This window comes from Thalassoglobus sp., assembly GCF_048270125.1.
Lineage (GTDB): Bacteria > Planctomycetota > Planctomycetia > Planctomycetales > Planctomycetaceae > Thalassoglobus.
Window position 1 is genome coordinate 528,992 of record NZ_JBLWTN010000002.1, and the last position, 19,006, is coordinate 547,997.

General features: G+C 50.5%; 16 protein-coding genes. 10 read left to right on the top strand and 6 right to left on the bottom strand.

The window, feature by feature from the left end:
- Window positions 1–266: 266 nt before the first annotated feature.
- Window positions 267–1,526, top strand: a complete 1,260-nt coding sequence (locus tag ACN0YR_RS04355; RefSeq protein ID WP_417847968.1) for a formylglycine-generating enzyme family protein — start codon at window positions 267–269, stop codon at window positions 1,524–1,526.
- 55 nt (window positions 1,527–1,581) lie between these two features.
- Here the strand turns inward: ACN0YR_RS04355 and ruvX are convergent, their stop codons facing one another.
- From ruvX to ACN0YR_RS04370, 3 genes are all read right to left on the bottom strand, one after another.
- A complete protein-coding gene (ruvX, locus tag ACN0YR_RS04360; RefSeq protein WP_417847969.1) occupies window positions 1,582–2,109 on the bottom strand; it encodes a Holliday junction resolvase RuvX in 528 nt (175 codons plus the stop codon).
- On the bottom strand, window positions 2,099–3,166 hold the full coding sequence (locus ACN0YR_RS04365; RefSeq protein WP_417847970.1) for a mannose-1-phosphate guanylyltransferase: 1,068 nt from the start codon (window positions 3,164–3,166) through the stop codon (window positions 2,099–2,101). The genes ruvX and ACN0YR_RS04365 overlap by 11 nt, the downstream gene beginning before the upstream one ends.
- A gap of 438 nt (window positions 3,167–3,604) precedes the next feature.
- Window positions 3,605–3,847 carry a hypothetical protein gene (locus ACN0YR_RS04370; RefSeq protein ID WP_417847971.1) on the bottom strand — a complete coding sequence of 81 codons (243 nt, stop codon included), beginning with the start codon at window positions 3,845–3,847 and terminating at the stop codon, window positions 3,605–3,607.
- 198 nt (window positions 3,848–4,045) lie between these two features.
- On the opposite strand from ACN0YR_RS04370, the gene ACN0YR_RS04375 reads away from it, so the two are divergent.
- Complete coding sequence (locus tag ACN0YR_RS04375; RefSeq protein WP_417847972.1) at window positions 4,046–5,041, top strand: NAD(P)H-dependent glycerol-3-phosphate dehydrogenase; 996 nt, start codon at window positions 4,046–4,048, stop codon at window positions 5,039–5,041.
- Between the two features lie 37 nt (window positions 5,042–5,078).
- Here ACN0YR_RS04375 and efp read toward each other — a convergent pair whose 3' ends face one another.
- The gene (efp, locus tag ACN0YR_RS04380; RefSeq protein WP_417847973.1) at window positions 5,079–5,651 is read right to left on the bottom strand and encodes an elongation factor P; all 573 of its coding nucleotides are present in this window, start codon (window positions 5,649–5,651) and stop codon (window positions 5,079–5,081) included.
- Window positions 5,652–5,846: 195 nt separating this feature from the next.
- Here efp and epmB point away from each other — a divergent pair, with 195 nt between their 5' ends.
- The 5 genes from epmB (at window position 5,847) to ACN0YR_RS04405 (ending at window position 11,416) form a co-directional block, all read left to right on the top strand.
- Complete coding sequence (epmB, locus tag ACN0YR_RS04385; protein ID WP_417847974.1) at window positions 5,847–6,929, top strand: EF-P beta-lysylation protein EpmB; 1,083 nt, start codon at window positions 5,847–5,849, stop codon at window positions 6,927–6,929.
- A 178-nt stretch (window positions 6,930–7,107) separates the two neighbouring features.
- Window positions 7,108–8,340 carry a cysteine desulfurase-like protein gene (locus tag ACN0YR_RS04390; RefSeq protein ID WP_417847975.1) on the top strand — a complete coding sequence of 411 codons (1,233 nt, stop codon included), beginning with the start codon at window positions 7,108–7,110 and terminating at the stop codon, window positions 8,338–8,340.
- A 290-nt stretch (window positions 8,341–8,630) separates the two neighbouring features.
- Window positions 8,631–9,608 carry a DMT family transporter gene (locus tag ACN0YR_RS04395; protein WP_417847976.1) on the top strand — a complete coding sequence of 326 codons (978 nt, stop codon included), beginning with the start codon at window positions 8,631–8,633 and terminating at the stop codon, window positions 9,606–9,608.
- 239 nt (window positions 9,609–9,847) lie between these two features.
- Window positions 9,848–10,279 (top strand): hypothetical protein, encoded by a 432-nt coding sequence (locus ACN0YR_RS04400; RefSeq protein ID WP_417847977.1) that lies wholly within the window; start codon window positions 9,848–9,850, stop codon window positions 10,277–10,279.
- A 174-nt stretch (window positions 10,280–10,453) separates the two neighbouring features.
- Window positions 10,454–11,416 (top strand): YheT family hydrolase, encoded by a 963-nt coding sequence (locus ACN0YR_RS04405; protein ID WP_417847978.1) that lies wholly within the window; start codon window positions 10,454–10,456, stop codon window positions 11,414–11,416.
- 44 nt (window positions 11,417–11,460) lie between these two features.
- Here ACN0YR_RS04405 and ACN0YR_RS04410 read toward each other — a convergent pair whose 3' ends face one another.
- On the bottom strand, window positions 11,461–11,706 hold the full coding sequence (locus ACN0YR_RS04410; protein ID WP_417847979.1) for a GlsB/YeaQ/YmgE family stress response membrane protein: 246 nt from the start codon (window positions 11,704–11,706) through the stop codon (window positions 11,461–11,463).
- Window positions 11,707–12,253: 547 nt separating this feature from the next.
- Here ACN0YR_RS04410 and ACN0YR_RS04415 point away from each other — a divergent pair.
- The 3 genes from ACN0YR_RS04415 to ACN0YR_RS04425 all read left to right on the top strand — a co-directional run bounded on the left by ACN0YR_RS04415 (window position 12,254) and on the right by ACN0YR_RS04425 (window position 17,930).
- Window positions 12,254–13,756, top strand: coding sequence for a neutral/alkaline non-lysosomal ceramidase N-terminal domain-containing protein (locus tag ACN0YR_RS04415; protein ID WP_417847980.1), 1,503 nt, complete (start codon window positions 12,254–12,256; stop codon window positions 13,754–13,756).
- A 272-nt stretch (window positions 13,757–14,028) separates the two neighbouring features.
- The gene (locus ACN0YR_RS04420) at window positions 14,029–16,533 is read left to right on the top strand and encodes a DUF1559 domain-containing protein (protein WP_417847981.1); all 2,505 of its coding nucleotides are present in this window, start codon (window positions 14,029–14,031) and stop codon (window positions 16,531–16,533) included.
- Between the two features lie 173 nt (window positions 16,534–16,706).
- Window positions 16,707–17,930 (top strand): M16 family metallopeptidase, encoded by a 1,224-nt coding sequence (locus ACN0YR_RS04425; protein WP_417847982.1) that lies wholly within the window; start codon window positions 16,707–16,709, stop codon window positions 17,928–17,930.
- A gap of 29 nt (window positions 17,931–17,959) precedes the next feature.
- On the opposite strand, the gene ACN0YR_RS04430 is transcribed toward ACN0YR_RS04425, so the two are convergent.
- Complete coding sequence (locus tag ACN0YR_RS04430; RefSeq protein ID WP_417847983.1) at window positions 17,960–18,970, bottom strand: YdjY domain-containing protein; 1,011 nt, start codon at window positions 18,968–18,970, stop codon at window positions 17,960–17,962.
- Window positions 18,971–19,006: the final 36 nt, after the last annotated feature.

Genomic DNA, 19,006 nt, shown 5'->3' on the forward strand with positions numbered 1-19,006 from the left:
ATCATGTTTTAAGGGAGGAGACAGAATCGAATCTGCTCCGTCCAGAAGTCATCACAAGAAATCTATACTGGGAAGAAGGCTTCGGCTTTCTTCCCTTTTTTTGTCAATGATTGATTTTGGAACAGGAGCAAGTGACAGGAAAATCTTTCAACTGTTGATATCAAGACTTGTCGCGGTCTTGATTCGGGGTCACAATCAGTCTGAGCGAATGGGACAACTTTGCTCGACACCACTCTCCTCAACATCCATTGAGACTTCTTGATTTCATGATGTGGCGAACGACTCTATTTTTGCTGTTAGCAACGATTCAACTCTACGGGTGCGGGGAATCGAAAAGCGTGCCTCCTGTTCCGAGCAAGAAAGTTGTCTCAATTCCGCCTCCGCCTGTTGCCCGCCCATCAGCTCCGAAACCAAAAGCAATTTCCTCAGCGCCAAAACAGTCAAAGTCGTCTACCTCAAAGAACGGTGAAGAAAGAACTTATACCTCAAACGATTTTGAACTTCAGAACATCGGTCCAACGCTCGAAGTCGTCCCCCCACAGAGTGCTCCACCGCAAAATCTTTTTGCTGTCGTCAGGCCCGTTTCCGATAGCTCAAGACTGACAGTCGAGCCTCCCGCCGACAAAGCGAGGCGAACTCAGCAGACCGAGAAATCGAACTTGAAGTTGCCGAGCGGATTTGTTCACGCTCCGGACGAATTGTTCAACGAGCGGGGATTCCCTCAGCGAATTGTTTGCACTGCTGACGGGGCCGAAATGGTGCTCATCGATGGGGGCGTCTTCACGCAGGGGAGCGATCAAGGTCCGCCGGAATCACAACCTGAACACCTCGCGTTTGTGTCCCCATTCTATATGGATGTCACGGAAGTGACTCTTGAGATGTTTCGAAAGTTTCAGAGACAAGCGGCTGAAGCGAAACCTGTCATTAAAATCATGAGGGCACCTTTGAATGAAAATTCTGGCGAGGGGCATGATCCAGTTTTAGGAGTTGCCTGGAAAGACGCAGCCAGCTACGCCACGATGTTTGGAAAATCGTTGCCAACAGAGGCTGAATGGGAACGTGCTGCTCGCGGTTCAAATGGAAATCGATATCCCTGGGGGAATGGTCGCCGTCCGCTGACTCAAACTTCCGCTGACGCGATTCTTGCAGTCGGTTCGCGGCCCACGGACCTCACACCGACGGGACTCTTCGATATGGCTGGGAATGCGAGAGAATGGACTCGGGACTGGTATGCGGACGATGCGTATCAAAAAGCGATCCCAAAAGATGGAAGCCCAGTTCGAAACTCAGAAGGTCCGCGCATGGCAGGGCGATCCGGAGAACGGGTCGTGCGTGGATCGCGGACTCACTGGAACCTGTGGGAACGTACGGGAGAGAATGTTCGTGGTGGGCAGGAGGACGTCAGCTTTCGGTGCATCCTGCGAATCACAGACGAAATGATCATCTCCACAGACCGTGCAGGTCAGCCAAATTCAACATCACCACCGAATCAATCCAACCGGCGACCAAACAACCCCGGATTTTAGAGCAGTTTGCTTTACGGTATGCCGGTGAAGAACGCAATGCTTGCAATGCCTGTGATCAAGAGTCGGCTGTTGTTTCGTCTTCTTCGTCTTGCTCCGAAGATTCAGCTTCTTCCCTGGCGATCTGCTCTCGCTTGGCTGTGGTGTCGAGATAGGCCTGGAGAATGATCTGGGCGGCGATCATATCAAGACGTTTTTTTCTTTGCTTGCGAGTAAGGTCTACACCGATGAGGTGATCCTCAGCAACGGCTGAGGTGTAGCGTTCGTCCCAAAACAGGATCGGGAGACCACCGGTGACTTCAGCGAGCCAATGGCCGTACTCGCGAGCGTGGCGGGCGCTTTCGCCTTCCTCGCCGTTCACGTGCATTGGCAATCCAACGACGAGTCCTTTTATGCGGTAATCTGCGACCAGTTCGGCGAAGTATCTTCCGTCCTGGTGTTCGCTTCTACGGTTGTAAATCTCCAGTGGGCTGGCGATGTTTTGTTCACGCGTTGAGATCGCCAATCCGACTCGGACAGTTCCGTAGTCGACTCCGAGAAGCTGACCTTCGCGAGGAAAATCTTCGTTGATGAGATCAGAGGACATTGTGGTGTCCTTGTTCTTTGAGGGCTTCAACCAGATCTCGAATTGCGTTTTCGTCGGTCCGGTCAGCGACGAGTGTCGCGTCCGGAGTGTGCACAACGATACAATTTTTGATTCCAAGCAAGCCAACAGTATGTCCATCTGAAGACCGGACGATATTGTCTTTCGAGTCAACGAGACAGGCTGTGCCGATGACGGTATTCCCATTTTCGTCAGTTGAATTTAAGCGAGACATCGCTTCCAGGCTGCCGACGTCATCCCAATCAAATGGTGCTTCGACAACGGCGATCTTCTTACTCTTTTCAAGTACCGCATAGTCAATCGAGATGGATGGCATCTTCGGGAAACATTCCGCCAGTGCGGAATCCCATGCGGGAGTGTTCATCGATTTTTGCAACTGTTTGAGTTGTGTGGAGATGCCTGGTTGATGCTTTTCGAGCTCATCAAGAATCGTTTGTGCTTTCCAGACGAAAATCCCACAGTTCCAGTAAAATGTTCCCTGTTGGAGATACTCTTCGGCGGTCGGTCGGTCAGGCTTTTCGCGGAAGGAAGCGACCTTATAGACTCCATTGGAGATCGATTTACAGCGTTCAATGTACCCGTATCCGGTTGCGGGTGATGTCGGTGGGACGCCAAACAAAACCAGCTGTTCCGGGTCTTTCCTGACCACATTCACCGCATTGAGAACTGCCTCCTGAAAGCTTTCAATCGAAGAAATGACATGATCTGCAGGCATCACGAGCATGATGGCTTCGGGATCTTCTTGAGCGAGTAAGAGAGCCGCCAGGCCGACACAGGGAGCGGTGTTTCGCCCGCACGGTTCAGGGATCAAGTGAGCCATTGGCAGTTCAGGAAGGTGATCAGCTGTCGTCTCGATCATCGATTCATTCGTGACCACCCAAAAGCGGTCCCCGAGGATCATTGGCTGGCAGCGATCAAATGCGGATTGAATGAGAGATCTCTCGCCAGCGAGAGTGAGAAACTGTTTCGGAAGTGCCTGACGACTGAGTGGCCAAAAGCGAGTCCCGCTTCCCCCCGCCATAATGACTGCATGAAGCATTTTCGAATTGATCCTGAACTGAGCTTTTCAACGAACAATGATGATGACACAAGAAAAGAAACTCGTACCGATCCAACCCGAGCGATGCGAGTGTAAGTGCCACTATAGCCAATCGAGTTCAGGCTCCCAACGTGCTGAGCAGTAAAAACGTGGTTCCTCGGTCTATTTCGTGAATCCAGTCATTCAGGCAGGAATTGATCACTGAGAGATTCGGGTATTTTCAATGCTTGTCATGCCCATGAAGCCATCTTTCGTGACTTCATAGACGCACTCTTCGAGACAGAGCATCTATTCCATTTTTGGATTTCCGCTGGAACAGACTGCTCGATCCGCTTTTCAGTCTGCTGAGTGAAAAAACGTCGATGAATGAAAAGAAAAAGCCCCCTGGACGTTTTGCATGTCGGGGGCCCGAGTTCTGGAAGATCGAAGCGTCTTGTGTTATTTGTGATAGCCTAAGGAGACCATGACGTCGTAGATTTCTTCGAATGTGATAAAACGGCGTCGATTGCGGACTTTGTAGTCGTCAATCGCCCGCGCCAGTTCATCAACTTCAGGACGATCAGACTTCCTTTGGTCGGAAAACTGGCGGCGTTCCGCTTTCGGTAGCGGTTCAGTCGGTTCTTGACGGCGGTCGACAAAATCGACAGATGTTGGATTTGTTTGCTGTGCAGGAAACTGCATGAATTCGCTCCAAAAGAATTGTTCTTCTGAAACTTTAGGTCCCCTGAGTGAGTTTGCGTGGAAAAGATCGCCGAAGAGAGGCAGATGAAGGATGACTCTGTGCGTTGTGTGAACTTTGACGGTTGATGTAGGCGCCCCTGGGGGCAATGATTTATTCGTATTACCGTTGTAACCCGATTGAGCGGAAAGATTGGACTCATGGCTGAGAAGACAACCATTCTAGGCGGCGGAGCGATGGCGACCGCATGTGCGATTCTCCTCGCAGAGGATTCAAATCGACAGGTGACGATCTGGGCGCGAAATGAAGCTTATGCCGCTGAAATACAGGAAACACGTGAAAACAAACGCCTGCTCCCGGGGATTTTCCTTCCGGATAGTGTTCAGGTGACATCAGATATTGAAGAGGCAGTCAGGGACGCCAATTTTTATGTTGCCTCGATTCCTTCGAAGCACCTGCGAGAGTCTCTGGGTGTGATAGGCGGTTCTCTCCGACCTGGAATTCCGGTTATCAGCGTCATTAAAGGGATGGAAGCGGAATCGTTTATGAGGCCCAGTCAAATCATCATAGATGTGATTGGTGATCGACCTGTGATCTCGCTGAGTGGTCCGTCTCATGCCGAAGAGATTGCAAAGCGACTGCCGGCGAGTGTTGTCGCTGCTTGCGAGGATCTGGAACTGGGGCAACAAGTCCAGAGGATGTTCACGACCGAGAGATTCCGTGTCTATACGAACAAAGACCTTGTCGGGACCGAACTCGCCGGAGCTCTGAAGAACATTATCGGGATCGCAGCCGGGATCTCTGATGGGTTGGGATACGGAGACAATGCCAAGTCCGCCATGATTACACGAGGGATTGTCGAGATCAGCCGCTTTGGAGTGGAGCTTGGAGCTGACCCGAACACATTTGCTGGCTTGGCGGGGATTGGAGATCTAATCACGACATGCGTGAGCCCTCACGGAAGAAACCGTGCTGTCGGTGAACGACTCGGGCAAGGGGAGACGCTCACGGAAATTCTGAACACCATGCAAGCAGTGGCTGAAGGAATCACCACCACCGCAGCGATTCATGGATTAGCGAAATCGAAAGGAATCGAGATGCCGATTGTGGATGAAGTTTATGAAGTTCTGTTTCATGAAAAATCTCCTCTGGAAGCGACCGACAGCTTGATGTGTCGGCCTCTTAAAGAGGAGTGATTTAAAAAACATGAATTCGAAGCGAGGAGGTGGATCTCTACTCGCCAGTTTCCCGTCCGAGGTATTCTCCGGTCTCAGCATTGATGCGGATACGGTCTCCTTCAGTGATGAAGGCTGGAACACCTACTTCGGCACCTGTTTCGACGGTGGCCGGTTTGGTGACGTTGGTTGCCGTATTCCCTTTGGCTGCCGGAACGGTGTAGGTCACTTCGAGAACGACATGCTTCGGTGGAGTGATGCTGATGAGCTGATCATTCCAGTAAAGAAGTCCGATCGGTTCTCCTTCCTTGATGTATTGCATTTGATCTTTGCAAACATCTGCGGCAAGTGTGACCTGCTCGAAACTTTCGTTGTCCATAAAGACATACGCCGAGCCGTCAAAGTAGGAGTACATTCCGTCTGCATTGCGGATGTCAGCCGCTTCCAGGCTGTCGCCACTTCGGTAAGTGATATCCAGCAATGAGGCTGTGAGCAGGTTTCGGAGCTTTGTTTTGTAGAGAGCCTGACCTTTTCCGGGTTTAACGAATTTGTAATCGATCATTTCGTAAGGAGAACCTTCGATGATCACTTTGATTCCCTTACGGAAGTCACCAGCATTGATCTGTGGCATTGGGGTTGTTCCAATCAATCGCTAATCTGACGGCAATCGTTTGCCGCTGGGGATGTCTGTTGTCTTGAATCTGCTGTATTGAAGTTGATCGATCCAACGATTTTTCAACTGCGGCGTCAACTTTTGTTAGGGAACTGCTCTCTTTGCAGATTCCTGACTCCATATCAATTGTGCATCTTTGCAGGAGAATAGCAAATGCCGGCGACACCGCAAATGTTGCCAGATCCATCGTCCCTGATTCCGGCCTCGGTAACAGACTTCGACGCGGATGCTTCTGGAACGACGCTTGCCGGTTCCAAGGCCTGGCAACAAGACTTGAAACATGCGATTCGGTCAGTTTCCGTCCTGTGCGAACGGTTGGGAATTGACCCTCAAGAGCTCAAATGCTCAGGTTCTCCAGCGTTTCCGGTGCTTGTCCCGGAAAGTTTCCTCAAACGAATGAAACATGGAGACCGTGACGATCCCTTGCTGAGACAGGTTCTTCCGGTCTCAGATGAAGAGGAGTTGGTCGCGGGTTTTCAAGCTGACCCGGTCGGCGACCTGCATGCTCGTACCGAGAACGGGCTTCTCCAAAAATATAATTCGCGTGGACTTTTGATCCTCAACGGAGCTTGTGCGGTCCATTGCCGCTACTGTTTTCGCCGTGAGTACCCCTATTCTGACGAACCAAAAAGCCTGGAAGATTGGGAACCCGCCTTCGCTGCGATTGAGTCAGATCGGTCGCTCGACGAAGTCATTCTCAGCGGAGGCGACCCGTTGATGACCGGAGACTCTCGACTTCAGCAGGTTCTGAATCGACTCGAACGTATCAAACACATCCAGCGCGTGCGGGTCCATTCTCGCTTACCGATCGTCCTTCCCAGCCGAGTCAACTCGTCATTGTTGAAGGTTCTGACGTCAACGCGGTTGCAACCTGTTTTCGTCGTTCATGCCAATCATCCATCTGAGCTGGTGGATGACTGTGCAGATTCGCTCCAAAAACTTGTTCGGTCAGGGATTCCGGTTTTAAATCAAGCTGTTCTTCTCAAAGGAGTGAATGATTCGTTCGCTGCACTTTCTGAGCTATGTTTGCGATGCGTGAATCTGGGAGTGATGCCGTACTACTTGCATCAACTCGATCGTGTCTCAGGAGCTGCTCATTTCGAGGTCCCGGTGGAAGTCGGTCTTAGGCTCATTGGTCAGCTACGTGAACATTTACCGGGCTATGCTGTTCCGAAGTATGTACAGGAAATTGCAGGAAAGCGGTCCAAGACCCCCCTCGTTGAGAAGTACACCTAACAGCTCTAATAAGACTTGTGCATGATCTTGAAACCTATCGATTTCAGGTTGATTCCAGAGGTGTTGTTAGCGTTTCTTAGAGTCCAGGACGGTTATTGTTGATCGTCAATCGCCATCGTCAACAGCTTGCAGTGTGTTAGCAAGCCCCTGATTCCCCAGGAATTATAGAGCCAAGGTTATGTTGAATCTCGAAGTCGTGCGGTCACAATTTCCTGCCTTTCAAAGAACGATCGAGGGTCAGCCGGTCGCTTTTTTTGACGGCCCGGCGGGAAGTCAGGTTCCTCAGAGTGTCGTCGATGCTGTTGCCGACGCCCTGATCAATACGAATGCAAATTGCGGTGCTGCGTTTGTCACAAGTCAATTGAGCGACGCTATGCTCGCCCAGACGAGAGAGTCCTGTGCCGACTTTCTCAACGCTCAGACGCCCGAAGAAATTGTATTCGGTCCGAACATGACAACTCTTACTCTGTCGCTCAGCCGGGCATTGAGTGAAACATGGTTTTACGGTGATGAAATCATCGTGAGTCGCCTCGATCACGATGCGAATGTGACACCCTGGGTTCAAGCTGCCGAGTCGGTCGGAGTGGTCGTGAAACAGATTGATTTCGATCTCGAAACCTGCACACTCGATATGGATCACTACAACTCATTGTTAACCAATCGAACTCGATTGGTTGCTGTGGGTGGTGCGTCCAATGCTACCGGGACTGTCAATCCGGTCCAAGAAATTGTGCGATTAGCCAAAACCGTCGGTGCGAGAACATTCGTCGATGCTGTGCATCTTGCTCCGCATCGTTTAGTCGATGTCCAAGAGATTGGCTCTGATTTTCTGGCATGTAGCGCCTACAAATTCTTTGGTCCGCACGTCGGAATTCTGTGGGGGAAGTCAACGCTTCTGAATGGTCTTACGCCTGATAAGCTGCGCCCGGCACCAAATTCGATTCCGGGGAAATGGATGACGGGGACTCAGAACCACGAAGGAATCGCCGGTGTCGCTGCGGCCATTGAATATCTCGCGTCTTTGAGTGGAGGAGATCAATCTCTACCTCGGCGCGAGCGGCTGACCAAATCATTTCAGCTGATCTATGAACACGAACAAAAAATCGGATTGCAGCTGATCGAAGGTCTCTCAAAGATCGAATCTCTCAAAATTTGGGGGATCACGTCACCGGAGCAAATGGAAGATCGCGTCCCGACAATTTCAGTGACTCATCAATCGAAGTCACCACAATTTCTCTCCGAAGAACTTGGGAGGCGGGGACTCTTCACGTGGGCGGGGAATCACTACGCATTACCATTTACGGAATTTGCCGGTCTTGAGCCGGAAGGGACTCTACGAATCGGTCTACTTCACTATAATAGTGCTGAAGAGGTGGAACGCTTGCTGTTTCACTTAAACGAAATCTGTTGATGAGTCGTCCAGTTTGAGGAGCGATTCAGAAACGGCCCCCCTTTGCGGAACCTTATGCAGACTATGCAGAACCTCCGTGGTGAATGTTTTTCGGATTCGTTCTGGAGCAGTTTGCTCTCTCGTGTGTCCAAGTAGAACGCGTTTCGCCTGGAGAATTGCTGTTCGCCACGAGGCAAAACTCCAACACCAGTTCGAGAAATACCACAAATATCTATGTTGCAAAGTGATGAATCATTGCGCAATTTTTTTCTCTGTATTGCCTCCACTGAATTCGAAGTCCAATCAATCCGATGACATCATCCAAACCGCTTCAGGATTCGTCATCGAGCGGGCTTCAAGCAGTTGAGCTCCCGACGCGGCAACCGATGGGGCCGGTCTCAGTTTCCTTAGCACTTTTGTCCGTAGTGCTCTGGGGTGGAACCGCAGTTGCGAATCAGTATGCGATTGACGTTTACCCTCCTTTTTTTGTCGGGGGAATTCGATTTGGATTGGCTGCCATCTTTATGGTTGTCTGGTGTTCAATCGCAGGGACTCCGATTTTCTTGAGTGGTCGCCAACTCTGGGTAGCGTTCATCCTCGGAGCGTTGATGTCGGTGCAGATTTCCACGTTTAATTATGGAACATCGATCTCTAATGCGTCGCACGCCACGGTGTTGGTCAATAGTTATGTTTTTTGGGTGGCAGCGTACGAAAGTTTCATTGCGCGCACGATCAGGCTGCAATGGTCTCAAACCGTTGGATTGATTCTCGCTGGGGCTGGGGTTTGTGTACTCGTTTTTGCAGCCGAAGGACATCAGGATTCAGCGATGGATCAACCGACACTCCGAGGGGATCTTGTTCTGGCTTTGAGCGGACTCACTTTGGGGGTCAAGATTATCGCTGTGAAATGGGCGACGAGGACGGTTCCACCATCCTCGCTGATTCTTTGGCACGATCTCTTTGGGGCGGGACTCTTGTTTTTGTTCAGCGGCCTCTGGGAAACACAGTCCGGCAATCCGCTCACCTGGCAAGCTGTTGTTGCGTTACTTTTTGGTGGGTTTATCATTTCCGGGCTCTGTTTTGTGCTCAACGCTCAACTTCTGCAAAAACATGGCGCCTCTCAAGTTTCAGTCTTCAGTTTTGTAACGCCGATTTGCGGGATCTTGCTGGCGTGGGCGTTTCGAGGTGATCAGCTATCGCCTTGGTTGATCGTGTCGGGGCTGTTCGTGGCTGCCGGAATTTTTCTGGTGAACTACGTCAAAAAAAGCGATCTTCCAAACGCAACATGAATCGTTTTTGCATCATCGGTCCAGGTTTTGGTGGTCTTTTCGAAACGCTGCCATTGCAGCGAATGGCTCAATGGACTTTCTTTGTTGTTGCAACTCTTTATTCATGAATGATTTACGTGATTGTTGAGGCTTTGGTGACTGTTTGAGACGAAGTCTGGCCTGCTGCTTGCGTAACTATGGAGCATCACGAGGGAATGCCTCGACTGCGGCCACTCTTCTACAAGCTGAGATTTTCACCAATGGCTGAACGTAAATACACACATGGATTAAGGTTAAGTGTGCAGGATGCAGTCACCGTGCTAGAGATCGGCGACATGGAAATCTGGGATGGTGCAGATTTGTCACTTCTGCGGGACACAATTTTCCGGTTGGTTTACGACGAAAATGTTACATCTCTTGGTGTTGACATGAGTTACGTTCAGCATGTCCCGAGTGGCTTCTTTGGGATGCTGTTTGACTGGTACGAGCGAGGAGTCAGCATTCGACTCATGCAACCACGTGAGCGTGTCAAGCAAATGTTATGGTTCCGAAAGTTCTTTATTGAGCAAAAAGAGACGGTTTTTATGCTCTATGATGGTGAAGGCATTAACGAAGATGTCTCGGAAGACCTGTGGGTGGAAACCGCCTTGGAAGAAGAGGTTCGCTTTCCATTAATCACAACAACTCACTGATTTGACTGATTCGAACGATCTCTGAATTTCGACATCGAAATATCTCGGATAGCGGCACCTGCTGAAACTGGTTAAACTTCTCGAAACCGTCTCATACTTTCAGCCAATCTATCTCGAATGAATCAGTTTGAGTGCCCCCCCTTTCGGCCGCATCCTCTTGTTGTGGGAGGACATATGCAAACGATACTGGGAGCCTGCATTTCCGGAATTACCTCTCCGCGAGAGATATCAGTCCGTCGTCATGTGCATCTTGACGATGGAGATTGTCTCTTGTTGATTGACGATCTTCCTGTCAGCGATTGGCAAAATGGGAACGATGTTGCCATTTTGGTCCACGGGTTAGGAGGATCTTCGGAAAGTCCTTATGTCCGTCGAATCGCTGCCAAGCTTCGCAGCGAAGGAATGAGAACATTCCGATTGAACCTGCGCGGATGCGGAGAAGGCAAAGGACTCGCCCGGAATCTTTACCATGCCGGACGAACAGAAGACTTGCAGGGTGCAATTGAAGAAATTCAGCGATTGTGTCCCGGTTCGACGATTCATCTTGGTGGATTCTCTTTAGGCGGGAATATCGTCTTGAAGTGGCTGGGTGAACGTCCTGAAGAAGCAGCCCAACTCGTCCACCGTGCGATTGCGGTCAATCCTCCGGTCAGACTGGCTGACTGCACCGACGCCATCGGGAAGAAAATTTTCGGATTTTACGATCGCTACTTCGCCAAAATGTTGTATCGACAGTTGCAACAATCATTTGATGGGAAGCTCGATCAATCGCAGTTTCCGCCCCCTCGCCGAATTATTGAATTCGATGAGACAATCACAGCTCCACGAACCGGCTTTGATAGCGCTCAGCACTACTATGAAACTTGTAGCGCCGCTCCAGTGATCTACGATATTTTAGTCCCGACAATGATTCTCTCAGCAGCAGATGATCCACTCATTCCCGCGCGGATTCTTCAGGAACTCGATCTTCCTGACTCAATCCATTTGCATGTTGCGGAATCAGGTGGACATCTCGGCTATTACTCGAGAGGAGCTGTTGATCCTGACCGCTGGTGGATGGACTGGCGTGTTCTCGACTGGTTCAAAAGCAAAGAAACTTCCAGCGAGCCCTGTGCACTGGAAGCCGAAGTCGTGTAATCCGATAGCTGGTTTCAGTACAGCCTTCGTGAATCACTTCAACTTCACTTGCTCCCTCCGAATTTTCGAAGAAGAAAGATCAGTAAACAGGCGCCGACAGTTGCGGTGACCAGGTTACCGATCAGGCCGACTGCTACTAATCCGAGCAGTCCGAACACAAATCCACCTAAGATTGCACCGATCACTCCGACAATCAGATTTGTGATCATCCCGGAACTCCCCCCTTTCATGATCTGGCTCGCCAACCATCCGGCACACAAGCCGATCAGGAGGTAATAAATAAATTCCATGGGGGTGACCTCTATGTTGTTGCTGGCGAAAAAACAGTGTCGTCATCTTGTCTGACGTCGGTCGTTTGTATGAGGTTTCTGTTCTGATATCCAGTGTTGGAATATCCGGTGTTGGAAATATCAATGTTCAAGCTTGCCAGGGTTTGTTGATTCTTTAAGACCTGGAACTTGCTTCGGCGACAATTGTTCGAGGCTGTGATTTTCGTACAGCAGTGTACTTGGCCGTCTGTTCCCGAGGTTTGCCCTCGGGAAAATGTTTGCTTGGCACAATCGCAGTTCGCCATGAAGCTGAGCACGGACACCGATTCGAAAAATGCTTTCGGAGTCCTGTTCGGCTGCGCTCCGGATGATCTTTCAAAAGAAACGCCCCCTCTTCTCGCTCTACTTCCACGATGTCCTCTTCTGACAAAACATGGTCTCGCGAGACTGAACCTGCTTACGAGATGTCGCTCGATTGGCGGCAAGGTTTGGGTGCGGTACCTTTGTTGAATAGATTCCGTTAAAACAAATCGATCAGATTCGAACTCACAGACAGGCAGCCAAGATCATGAAATCAATTACGTGTGGAGTTGTATTGTCAGGATTGCTCATCACGATCATGGGCCCACTTCAAGCAGCAGACGCTCCATCAAAAGAGCCTGCGACCGAAAACGGTTTGACTGTCGGAATCGCAGAAGCGGACATCACTCCACCGATCGGTTTTCCGATGGCAGGTTACTACCACGAGCGCCTCGCTGAGGGAACGATCGATCCGCTCAAGGCGAAGGCGATTGTTTTTCGAGATGGAGAAACCGCCGCTGCACTGGTGGTGTGTGATCTGATCGGTATCGCGACGGATCTCTCAAAGGAGGTCCGACGGCGTGCCTCTCAAGAGACCGGAATTCCAGAGAAGCACATTGTCCTGGCAGCGACGCATTCACACACTGCACCGGATTACATGAAGGAGCTCTATCTGTACCTTGGGAAAGAAGAACAGGATGAATTGAGAGCAAAGTATATTGAGCAGATGATCAATGTCCCGGTCGCACTCATCGCAAAGGCTTATTCAGAAGCGAAGCCATCTGAGCTGTTGACAGGGGCTGCGACTCAGGAAACGCCGGTTGCGTTCAATCGCCGATTTGTCATGAAAGATGGCAGCGTGAAAACCTGGCAGAGATACAGCAATCCGGATGTCGTTCGCGCAGCTGGCCCGATTGATCCTGAGATCGGATTACTCTCAATCCGAGACCCGCAGAATGGAACGACGCGAGGTGTTCTGAGTAACTTTGCTTTGCATCTTGATACAGTTGGCGGAATGAAGTGGAGTGCGGACTACCCGTTCTTCATTGAACAAACGTTGCGAGAAGAACTCGGAGCCGGAGTCGTGTCGATCTTCGCAACTGGATGTTGCGGCGATATCAATCACTCGAATCCATCAGCGACCGAACGCAACAAAGTCGATTTCATCGGCCACTCTCTGGCAAAATCAATTACCAGCGAACTCTCTGAACTCAAGCCTCTTGAGAAATCAAATTTAAGAGTGCAATCGGAGGTCGTCTCGTTGCCGCTGGAGGATGCAACGCGTGAAGAAGTGGACTGGTCGGTGAAAATTCTTGATCAGGCGAAAAGTGGCGAGAAGGTGAATTTCTACGATCATGTCACAGCGCACAAAAAGTTGATCCTCGATCAGTTTCGGCATCGCCAACCGTTTGTGAAGGCGACCGATCATATCACCTGGGGTGTCAGCCATTCTTTGGCGGGGATCGGCGAAACGCTTCCGGTCGATGTGACCGTGATGACCATTGGGAATGAGGTCGCGATTGTCTGTTTGCCCGGTGAAGTCTTTGTCGAACTGGGACTTGCTATTAAGCATGCTTCCCCATTTCGGACGACGATTCTTGTTGAACTTTCCAACACCGTGGAGACAATTTACATCCCTCACCAAGCCGCTTACGCTGGCGGAAGTTACGAAGTCACCAACTCTACCGTCCTTCCCGGCAGCGGTGAAATGCTCGTCGGAGCCGCAGTCAAATTACTCCGCGAAGCAGCGACGGCGAACCAGTCGAAGTGAATGTTAAGCAGCCAGTCAGCGAAGCAGAGGATTCGTTTTCAATAGATGACCTGCTCCCGATTTTTCAGTCGCTGAGCGATCTCTCTCTCGTTGTATGGAATGGAAAGAGAGCACCGAGCGTCAAGCATCCGGCGTGTCGAGGAAGTTGAGCCTGTTCTGAAGGTGGTGTTCGGTGGATCTCGTTGTAAGGCTTGCAGGTTTTATAACGACTAGGCATTATGAACGGCAGGATTTTCAATTCAAATGTGGCCTCAATCGGGGAGAGAAAACGGATGGCATTACGAAAACGGACCAGGATGACAGGGCTGAGTATTGCTGCTCTGGCAGCGGTCTCGATTGCCGGGTGGACGTATGCTCAACGTGGACCGGATTCAGTCGCTCCGGAGAAATTACTCCCGGCCCGCTCCATCATCTACGGAAAATCAAACGGGTCGCTTCTGACAGAAAAAGCGTTCAAAGAGACAGCGAGCTATCGGGCACTTTATGAGAGCGGGCTGATGAAGGCTATTGAAGATGCCTTTGACTCGATGCCAAATGAAATCCCAAATGCGGATCAAATCGAAGATGCGATGAGGCATGTGGAAAAAAACGGGATGTCCATCGCGATTTCGGATGGAATGGGCATGCAACCGTGGGGCATCATTGTTGTCCACGAGGCCGTTGGTGGAGTCGATTTTATTAAAGAAATGCTGAAGCAGGTTCCTGACCTACCGGCTGAAATTCAAGAAGTGAATCGCAACGGTCGAACCATCTCGATGACGATGATCCCGAAGACGCCCGTCGAAGTCGGGTTCTGGGAAGAGCAGGGGCACTTGGTGATTGCAGTCGGGATTGATGCGATTCGCTCTGCGATTGCAGTTGCCGATGGAGATCAACCGAATCTGACATCCAGCCCACTCTACAAAAAGTATCTCGCAGAAGATCCAGACTTCACTGTGAAATCGATCGGTTGGTTTGATTTCGGGTCGCTGCAAAAAATGTATGGTCAAATGCCTGTTCCGCTTCCGAATCGTCAGCAGGTGACGATCGATGAGATTCTCGATGCGACGGGACTGGACACACTCGATCATGTCGCGGCGTTTAGTGGTTACAAAGGTGAAGCGAACTGGACGGAGCAAATTGTTTCCACGTCTGGAAAAACAACTGGGCTGATGGATCTCTTGATGCAAGAGTCGATTACCTTTGAGGATCTTCCACCTGTGCCGGTTGGACAGAGTAGCCTTATCGCCTCAAGTTTTGATTGGGCGAAAGCGTACGATACTCTTTGGTCCGTCGTGGAGAATCTGTCGCAGTACGGACCACCGGATGCTTTGGATGACGTTGATGAGTTTCTAAGCGATTTCGAACGTGAACTCGGATTTCAGCCGATTGAGTTACTCTCGACACTCGGGAATGTGCATTGCGTGTACACTGACAAGCATCAGGGAATGTTCGGTCTGGGTGGTGCTGTCGTGATCAGCGTCAAGGATGCGGATCGTCTACGAAATCTACTTGGTCGAATTTATGAAACTGCTGAAGCAGAGTCCCGAGGAGATTTTCTCGTTCAGAATGTTGAAAAGCATGGTCGAACTGTCGACTTACTGCGATTCCCGGACGCTCCGTTTCTCTCTCCTGCGATCTGTGTCGATGATGACTGGCTGATCATGGGATTGGTTCCGCAAGCTGTGGAAGGTTGCTTGATGCGACTGGATGGAACTCTTCCGTCATGGAAGCCAACCGATGCATACGCTGCTGCACTTGCGGAGATGCCAAAAGAATTCACTTCAATCACAATTGTCGATCCGACGCAAACTTACGAATTTCTGCTAGGGTTCGCTCCCATGCTTGTCGGTGGTTTGGAACTGGCGATGAAGGAGTCTCGAAGCTTTCCGGAAGACTTTGAATTTCCACTGAGTCCTGCGGACTTGCCACCTAACGAAGTCGTGACGAGCCATCTCTTCCCGAATGTCATGATGACCACGGTTGAAGAAGATGGGCTGCATAGCTACGCACGACAATCGATGCCGGGAATCCCGTTCCTTGGAGGTTCGGATGGGACAACCATGGTGGCGACATCAGCTGTTCTTGTTGCACTGCTCCTTCCAGCTGTTCAACAGGCACGTGAAGCTGCTCGCAGGACACAGTCGAAAAACAATTTGAAGCAACTCGGCCTCGCACTGCACAACTACCACGACGTTTATAGGCATCTTCCACAGGGGACAGTTCCCAATGATGATCTGGAGCCAGAGGATCGATTGAGCTGGATTGTTTCTGTCCTTCCGTTTATTGAAGAGGCAGCGTTGTTTAACCAGTTCGACATGAAGTCCGGCTGGGAATCGGAAAAGAATGTGCGGAATGCAGAGATGGTCATTCCGGCTCTGAATCATCCAAGTGACCCGGTCAATCGGGTGAATGGTTACGGTGCAACGAGCTATGTCGGTGTGGCGGGGGTAGGACCAAAAGGCCCCACACTTCCAGTCAACGATCCTAAGGCCGGGATGTTTGGATATAATCGCCAGACTCGTTTTCGAGACGTCACAGATGGGCTTTCGAATACTCTCGCCATTGGTGAAACCAACGACCCACAACCCTGGGCGGCTGGCGGAAAAGGGACGATTCGACCACTTGACAAACAGCCCTACATCAACGGTGGCAACGCCTTTGGGAGCAATTCTGTGGGTGGAGCTCAATTCCTGTTAGGAGACGGATCAGTCCGTTTCATCAGCGAAAACATCGACCCGGGCGTCATGGAAGCTCTTTCAACCATTCGAGGTGGTGAACGGCTCGGTGAGTTTTAGAACAGCTATCAATATTGAGGAAAATAGCTATCATTCGTTGAAATTTCGCTCTCTTGCTCAGGTTTTCTGAGAGGGCTAATTCATTGAGTATCCTTTACTGAACTTGAAAAGCTCCGTACTGTGTGCGGAGCTTTTCTTATTTTCATCTCATATTCTTCGTAAATGCGACCACGATGCAATTTCACCAGAAACAACTCGATAACGGATTGCAAATTATTGCAGAGACGAAACCAGCTGCCCAAAGTGCTGCAGTCGGTTTCTTTGTGAGGACAGGTGCCCGGGATGAACAGGCCGGGGTTTCTGGTGTGAGCCATTTTCTGGAACACATGGCCTTTAAAGGGGATGAGGAGTATTCCGCGGACGATGTGAACCGGATTTTTGACGAAGTCGGGGCCAGCTATAATGCTTCGACAAGTGAAGAAGTCACTTTCTATTACGCAGCGATTCTGCCTGAGTATCTCGACCGGACGTTCGATTTGCTGACCCGCATGATGCGTCCGAGCTTGCGTGAAGATGATTTCAATATGGAGAAGCAGGTCATTCTCGAAGAGATCGGCATGTATGAAGATATGCCTGGCTTTGCAATTTACGATGCCACAATGGCGACACACTTTGCTGGGCATCCACTCGGGCAAAGTATCCTCGGTTCAACTCAAAGCATTGAAGACCTTAAAGTCACAGAGATGCTTGAGTATCATCAAAATCGCTATGGTGCCAGCAATCTGATTTTGGCTGCCAGTGGAAATCTGGAATGGGACCATTTGCTCGAACTGGCAGACAAGCACTGCGCGAGTTGGAACAAAGGAACACCCGGCCGCACGAATTTTGAAGCACAACCGAAACCGACGACATCATGGATTCATCGACCTGCGATGAATCAACAGCACGTCATGCAGATGGCCTCTGCTCCAGCATCTGCAAACCAACTTCGCTTCGCAGCTGAGATGGCTGCGACGATCGTTGGTGATGATTCGTCGGGTCGCATGCACTGGGAACTTGTTGAGACCGGTCTCGCTGAAACGGCTGAGCTTGGCTACAACGACTACGATGGGAGCGGAGTTTGGGCGACTTACATGTGCTGCGCTCCAGATCAAGTGAAAGACAACCTTTCGCGAATTCAGAAAATCTACGAGGAATTCAACCGGGAAGGACCGACTGAGGAAGAGTTCGAGCAGGCTCGGAATAAAGTCGCTTCACGGATTGTCCTCTCCAGCGAACGCCCGATGGGGCGGCTTGTTGCTTTGGGAGGAAACTGGGTTTACCGCAACGAGTATCGCAGTTTGTCAGACGACCTCGACACGTTGAAGTCATTAAGCATTCAAGACGTTCGTGAACTGCTCGATGCGTATCCTCTCGCACAGACAACATCTGTCGGCCTGGGACCACTGGAGGGGTAGTCATTGCCTCGGTCCATTGCTGCAGTTTTTTATTCGGGGGCGGAATTGGTTTTCTTTTCTGTGTTCTTGACCTTCTCTGCGTCCTTCGTCTTCTCTGCTTTTTCAGGTTGACGCGGAATCAGTTCGACAGTAACGGGAGTATCGACTGGAGGAATGCGTTCGGTGTAGGGTTCGAATGAGCGACCGGCAGAGTCATCGGCAGAGCTTTCGATCGCGACATCGATCATGGCATCTCCAAAATTGGCGACACAAATAAAGCTTCCTCCTTCAGCCTGATAGTAATTCGATCCATCTTCCAGTTTCGAAAAACCGGAACCGGCGAAAACAAAATCTGCCTTCATTTGTCGGGGCTGACTTTCTTTAAACATCTTGTTGATGGCAGCCTGGTATGGCTTGTTATCACTCATTGCCAGGAATTCGTCACGCTTCTCTTTGGACATTGTCCCAAAGTGGAGCAACACTTGATTCATACTGTCGTATCGCAACCCGTCATCGGCAGCGGGGTCGATTTTTACTCCAGCAGGAACGTTGGTCAGGGAGGCTTCGAAGTATCGATACGTCACATGTCGAACCCACTCTTGAGCGGGCCGTCGGTGCGTGGTGCCTGCCTTGTCTTTCCAGGTGACGAACACATCAATCCGCTGACCTTGGGGCGGACTGAATTCAGGTTGAAACTGAACCGGTCGTCCGGGCATGGCTCCCAAGCCGAGCAATCCAGCGTGAATGACAGATGCCTTGGCATCCAGAGAGATAATCGATTCGTGCTCTTTGGTCTGTTTGCCACATACGAGCATTTCCAGAACTCCCTGTCGTAGACAAACCTCACCTTTTAACAAAAGGCGATTGTTCGCTTTGTCGAGCAAGACGGTCTCTTTCTTGTTCAGCGGAACAGGTTTGGCCTCTTTGTCTTCCGCAAAACTGAAATTGGCTGAGCCAATCATGCACAAGATGACAGCGACCAGAGCAGTTTGCCACGAGGCAGATCCTGAACACCGATTCGAAAAATGCTTTGGGTTCGGACTTCGAGAGAAATGGAGCATTGAAGGATCTCGTTAACATTTAGCAGGAGGAGCTAG

Excerpts from the sequence above, each read along its gene's own strand:
- ACN0YR_RS04365 (WP_417847970.1), bottom strand. The coding sequence starts at position 3,166 with ATGCTTCATGCAGTCATTATGGCGGGGGGAAGCGGGACTCGCTTTTGG.
- ACN0YR_RS04400 (WP_417847977.1), top strand. The coding sequence starts at position 9,848 with ATGGCTGAACGTAAATACACACATGGATTAAGGTTAAGTGTGCAGGAT.
- ACN0YR_RS04410 (WP_417847979.1), bottom strand. The coding sequence starts at position 11,706 with ATGGAATTTATTTATTACCTCCTGATCGGCTTGTGTGCCGGATGGTTG.
- ACN0YR_RS04370 (WP_417847971.1), bottom strand. The coding sequence starts at position 3,847 with ATGCAGTTTCCTGCACAGCAAACAAATCCAACATCTGTCGATTTTGTC.
- efp (WP_417847973.1), bottom strand. The coding sequence starts at position 5,651 with ATGCCACAGATCAATGCTGGTGACTTCCGTAAGGGAATCAAAGTGATC.
- ruvX (WP_417847969.1), bottom strand. The coding sequence starts at position 2,109 with ATGTCCTCTGATCTCATCAACGAAGATTTTCCTCGCGAAGGTCAGCTT.
- ACN0YR_RS04430 (WP_417847983.1), bottom strand. The coding sequence starts at position 18,970 with ATGCTCCATTTCTCTCGAAGTCCGAACCCAAAGCATTTTTCGAATCGG.
- ACN0YR_RS04425 (WP_417847982.1), top strand. The coding sequence starts at position 16,707 with ATGCAATTTCACCAGAAACAACTCGATAACGGATTGCAAATTATTGCA.
- ACN0YR_RS04390 (WP_417847975.1), top strand. The coding sequence starts at position 7,108 with ATGTTGAATCTCGAAGTCGTGCGGTCACAATTTCCTGCCTTTCAAAGA.
- ACN0YR_RS04355 (WP_417847968.1), top strand. The coding sequence starts at position 267 with ATGATGTGGCGAACGACTCTATTTTTGCTGTTAGCAACGATTCAACTC.
- ACN0YR_RS04415 (WP_417847980.1), top strand. The coding sequence starts at position 12,254 with ATGAAATCAATTACGTGTGGAGTTGTATTGTCAGGATTGCTCATCACG.
- ACN0YR_RS04375 (WP_417847972.1), top strand. The coding sequence starts at position 4,046 with ATGGCTGAGAAGACAACCATTCTAGGCGGCGGAGCGATGGCGACCGCA.
- ACN0YR_RS04420 (WP_417847981.1), top strand. The coding sequence starts at position 14,029 with ATGGCATTACGAAAACGGACCAGGATGACAGGGCTGAGTATTGCTGCT.
- epmB (WP_417847974.1), top strand. The coding sequence starts at position 5,847 with ATGCCGGCGACACCGCAAATGTTGCCAGATCCATCGTCCCTGATTCCG.
- ACN0YR_RS04395 (WP_417847976.1), top strand. The coding sequence starts at position 8,631 with ATGACATCATCCAAACCGCTTCAGGATTCGTCATCGAGCGGGCTTCAA.
- ACN0YR_RS04405 (WP_417847978.1), top strand. The coding sequence starts at position 10,454 with ATGCAAACGATACTGGGAGCCTGCATTTCCGGAATTACCTCTCCGCGA.